Here is a 5,314-nt window from a genome sequence, read left to right as displayed (position 1 = left end):
TCTTAACCAACCGCTCTTTAACAACTGAATCAAGCAATTCGTGTGGGTGCTTGTGGAGTCAGACTGCTAGTCAACAGATTATCAGCATCACAAGTTACTCCGCGAGAAATCAAAGATGTAACCAACGATTGCTGAGCCAAGTTTAGGGTTTTCTCAAAACCCAAAGATGTTTGAACTGAAGAGTTTGATCATGGCTCAGATTGAACGCTGGCGGCAGGCCTAACACATGCAAGTCGAGCGGATGAAGAGAGCTTGCTCTCTGATTCAGCGGCGGACGGGTGAGTAATGCCTAGGAATCTGCCTGGTAGTGGGGGACAACGTTTCGAAAGGAACGCTAATACCGCATACGTCCTACGGGAGAAAGCAGGGGACCTTCGGGCCTTGCGCTATCAGATGAGCCTAGGTCGGATTAGCTAGTTGGTGAGGTAATGGCTCACCAAGGCGACGATCCGTAACTGGTCTGAGAGGATGATCAGTCACACTGGAACTGAGACACGGTCCAGACTCCTACGGGAGGCAGCAGTGGGGAATATTGGACAATGGGCGAAAGCCTGATCCAGCCATGCCGCGTGTGTGAAGAAGGTCTTCGGATTGTAAAGCACTTTAAGTTGGGAGGAAGGGTTGTAGATTAATACTCTGCAATTTTGACGTTACCGACAGAATAAGCACCGGCTAACTCTGTGCCAGCAGCCGCGGTAATACAGAGGGTGCAAGCGTTAATCGGAATTACTGGGCGTAAAGCGCGCGTAGGTGGTTTGTTAAGTTGGATGTGAAAGCCCCGGGCTCAACCTGGGAACTGCATTCAAAACTGACAAGCTAGAGTATGGTAGAGGGTGGTGGAATTTCCTGTGTAGCGGTGAAATGCGTAGATATAGGAAGGAACACCAGTGGCGAAGGCGACCACCTGGACTGATACTGACACTGAGGTGCGAAAGCGTGGGGAGCAAACAGGATTAGATACCCTGGTAGTCCACGCCGTAAACGATGTCAACTAGCCGTTGGGAGCCTTGAGCTCTTAGTGGCGCAGCTAACGCATTAAGTTGACCGCCTGGGGAGTACGGCCGCAAGGTTAAAACTCAAATGAATTGACGGGGGCCCGCACAAGCGGTGGAGCATGTGGTTTAATTCGAAGCAACGCGAAGAACCTTACCAGGCCTTGACATCCAATGAACTTTCCAGAGATGGATTGGTGCCTTCGGGAACATTGAGACAGGTGCTGCATGGCTGTCGTCAGCTCGTGTCGTGAGATGTTGGGTTAAGTCCCGTAACGAGCGCAACCCTTGTCCTTAGTTACCAGCACGTTATGGTGGGCACTCTAAGGAGACTGCCGGTGACAAACCGGAGGAAGGTGGGGATGACGTCAAGTCATCATGGCCCTTACGGCCTGGGCTACACACGTGCTACAATGGTCGGTACAGAGGGTTGCCAAGCCGCGAGGTGGAGCTAATCCCATAAAACCGATCGTAGTCCGGATCGCAGTCTGCAACTCGACTGCGTGAAGTCGGAATCGCTAGTAATCGCGAATCAGAATGTCGCGGTGAATACGTTCCCGGGCCTTGTACACACCGCCCGTCACACCATGGGAGTGGGTTGCACCAGAAGTAGCTAGTCTAACCTTCGGGAGGACGGTTACCACGGTGTGATTCATGACTGGGGTGAAGTCGTAACAAGGTAGCCGTAGGGGAACCTGCGGCTGGATCACCTCCTTAATCGACGACTCAGCTGCTCCATAAGTTCCCACACGAATTGCTTGATTCATTGAAGAAGACGATAGAAGCAGCTCGAAATTGGGTCTGTAGCTCAGTTGGTTAGAGCGCACCCCTGATAAGGGTGAGGTCGGCAGTTCGAATCTGCCCAGACCCACCAATTTTGTATGGGAAACGCCTGTAGAATACGGGGCCATAGCTCAGCTGGGAGAGCGCCTGCCTTGCACGCAGGAGGTCAGCGGTTCGATCCCGCTTGGCTCCACCACTACTGCTTCTGAAGTTTGAAAGCTTAGAAATGAGCATTCCATCGAGACGATGGTGAATGTTGATTTCTAGTCTTTGACTAGATCGTTCTTTAAAAATTTGGGTATGTGATAGAAAGATAGACTGAACGTTGCTTTCACTGGTAACGGATCAGGCTAAGGTAAAATTTGTGAGTTGCTCGTTGAGCAATGCGAATTTTCGGCGAATGTCGTCTTCACAGTATAACCAGATTGCTTGGGGTTATATGGTCAAGTGAAGAAGCGCATACGGTGGATGCCTTGGCAGTCAGAGGCGATGAAAGACGTGGTAGCCTGCGAAAAGCTTCGGGGAGTCGGCAAACAGACTTTGATCCGGAGATCTCTGAATGGGGGAACCCAGCCATCATAAGATGGTTATCTTAAGCTGAATACATAGGCTTAAGAGGCGAACCAGGGGAACTGAAACATCTAAGTACCCTGAGGAAAAGAAATCAACCGAGATTCCCTTAGTAGTGGCGAGCGAACGGGGACTAGCCCTTAAGTGGCTTTGAGATTAGCGGAACGCTCTGGAAAGTGCGGCCATAGTGGGTGATAGCCCTGTACGCGAAAATCTCTTAGTCATGAAATCGAGTAGGACGGAGCACGAGAAACTTTGTCTGAATATGGGGGGACCATCCTCCAAGGCTAAATACTACTGACTGACCGATAGTGAACTAGTACCGTGAGGGAAAGGCGAAAAGAACCCCGGAGAGGGGAGTGAAATAGATCCTGAAACCGTATGCGTACAAGCAGTGGGAGCAGACTTTGTTCTGTGACTGCGTACCTTTTGTATAATGGGTCAGCGACTTATTTTCAGTGGCGAGCTTAACCGAATAGGGGAGGCGTAGCGAAAGCGAGTCTTAATAGGGCGTCTAGTCGCTGGGAATAGACCCGAAACCGGGCGATCTATCCATGGGCAGGTTGAAGGTTAGGTAACACTGACTGGAGGACCGAACCGACTACCGTTGAAAAGTTAGCGGATGACCTGTGGATCGGAGTGAAAGGCTAATCAAGCTCGGAGATAGCTGGTTCTCCTCGAAAGCTATTTAGGTAGCGCCTCATGTATCACTGTAGGGGGTAGAGCACTGTTTCGGCTAGGGGGTCATCCCGACTTACCAAACCGATGCAAACTCCGAATACCTACAAGTGCCGAGCATGGGAGACACACGGCGGGTGCTAACGTCCGTCGTGAAAAGGGAAACAACCCAGACCGTCAGCTAAGGTCCCAAAGTTATGGTTAAGTGGGAAACGATGTGGGAAGGCTTAGACAGCTAGGAGGTTGGCTTAGAAGCAGCCACCCTTTAAAGAAAGCGTAATAGCTCACTAGTCGAGTCGGCCTGCGCGGAAGATGTAACGGGGCTCAAACCATACACCGAAGCTACGGGTATCACTTAGGTGATGCGGTAGAGGAGCGTTCTGTAAGCCTGTGAAGGTGAGTTGAGAAGCTTGCTGGAGGTATCAGAAGTGCGAATGCTGACATGAGTAACGACAATGGGTGTGAAAAACACCCACGCCGAAAGACCAAGGTTTCCTGCGCAACGTTAATCGACGCAGGGTTAGTCGGTCCCTAAGGCGAGGCTGAAAAGCGTAGTCGATGGAAAACAGGTTAATATTCCTGTACTTCTGGTTATTGCGATGGAGGGACGGAGAAGGCTAGGCCAGCTTGGCGTTGGTTGTCCAAGTTTAAGGTGGTAGGCTGGAATCTTAGGTAAATCCGGGATTCCAAGGCCGAGAGCTGATGACGAGTGTTCTTTTAGAACACGAAGTGGTTGATGCCATGCTTCCAAGAAAAGCTTCTAAGCTTCAGGTAACCAGGAACCGTACCCCAAACCGACACAGGTGGTTGGGTAGAGAATACCAAGGCGCTTGAGAGAACTCGGGTGAAGGAACTAGGCAAAATGGCACCGTAACTTCGGGAGAAGGTGCGCCGGTGAGGGTGAAGCACTTGCTGCGTAAGCCCACGCCGGTCGAAGATACCAGGCCGCTGCGACTGTTTATTAAAAACACAGCACTCTGCAAACACGAAAGTGGACGTATAGGGTGTGACGCCTGCCCGGTGCCGGAAGGTTAATTGATGGGGTTAGCTAACGCGAAGCTCTTGATCGAAGCCCCGGTAAACGGCGGCCGTAACTATAACGGTCCTAAGGTAGCGAAATTCCTTGTCGGGTAAGTTCCGACCTGCACGAATGGCGTAACGATGGCGGCGCTGTCTCCACCCGAGACTCAGTGAAATTGAAATCGCTGTGAAGATGCAGTGTATCCGCGGCTAGACGGAAAGACCCCGTGAACCTTTACTATAGCTTTGCACTGGACTTTGAATTTGCTTGTGTAGGATAGGTGGGAGGCTTTGAAGCGTGGACGCCAGTTCGCGTGGAGCCATCCTTGAAATACCACCCTGGCAACTTTGAGGTTCTAACTCAGGTCCGTTATCCGGATCGAGGACAGTGTATGGTGGGTAGTTTGACTGGGGCGGTCTCCTCCTAAAGAGTAACGGAGGAGTACGAAGGTGCGCTCAGACCGGTCGGAAATCGGTCGTAGAGTATAAAGGCAAAAGCGCGCTTGACTGCGAGACAGACACGTCGAGCAGGTACGAAAGTAGGTCTTAGTGATCCGGTGGTTCTGTATGGAAGGGCCATCGCTCAACGGATAAAAGGTACTCCGGGGATAACAGGCTGATACCGCCCAAGAGTTCATATCGACGGCGGTGTTTGGCACCTCGATGTCGGCTCATCACATCCTGGGGCTGAAGCCGGTCCCAAGGGTATGGCTGTTCGCCATTTAAAGTGGTACGCGAGCTGGGTTTAGAACGTCGTGAGACAGTTCGGTCCCTATCTGCCGTGGACGTTTGAGATTTGAGAGGGGCTGCTCCTAGTACGAGAGGACCGGAGTGGACGAACCTCTGGTGTTCCGGTTGTCACGCCAGTGGCATTGCCGGGTAGCTATGTTCGGAATAGATAACCGCTGAAAGCATCTAAGCGGGAAACTAGCCTCAAGATGAGATCTCACTGGAACCTTGAGTTCCCTGAAGGGCCGTCGAAGACTACGACGTTGATAGGTTGGGTGTGTAAGCGCTGTGAGGCGTTGAGCTAACCAATACTAATTGCCCGTGAGGCTTGACCATATAACACCCAAGCAATTTGCATGCTTCGAGCTGAAAAGCGAAAGAGCACCAAATTGCGGTGTGTGAAGACGCAATGAACCGAAAGTTCGCACAAACACACAAACTATCGCATACCCAATTTGCTGAAGCGTCGAAAGACGGTTCGGTACCCGAATTTCTTGACGACCATAGAGCATTGGAACCACCTGATCCCATCCCGAACTCAG

General features: G+C 51.4%; 2 tRNA genes and 3 rRNA genes. All 5 read left to right on the top strand.

From position 1 onward, the window contains the following. The first annotated feature begins 172 nt into the window (after positions 1–172). Positions 173–1,709, top strand: a 16S ribosomal RNA gene (locus F7R06_RS30545). Positions 1,710–1,789: 80 nt separating this feature from the next. Further along, a tRNA-Ile gene (locus F7R06_RS30540) sits at positions 1,790–1,866 on the top strand. A 29-nt stretch (positions 1,867–1,895) separates the two neighbouring features. Beyond that, positions 1,896–1,971 (top strand) — tRNA-Ala (locus F7R06_RS30535). A 245-nt stretch (positions 1,972–2,216) separates the two neighbouring features. Continuing rightward, a 23S ribosomal RNA gene (locus tag F7R06_RS30530) occupies positions 2,217–5,108 on the top strand. 157 nt (positions 5,109–5,265) lie between these two features. After that, positions 5,266–5,314: ribosomal RNA gene (gene rrf, locus F7R06_RS31660) — 5S ribosomal RNA — on the top strand; the annotation flags it as partial.

The sequence above is a fragment of the Pseudomonas moorei genome (assembly GCF_008801475.1).
Taxonomy (GTDB): Bacteria; Pseudomonadota; Gammaproteobacteria; order Pseudomonadales; family Pseudomonadaceae; genus Aquipseudomonas; species Aquipseudomonas moorei.
The sequence above is the reverse complement of the archived record's forward strand: the minus strand, read 5'-3'. Positions and strand labels throughout refer to the sequence as shown.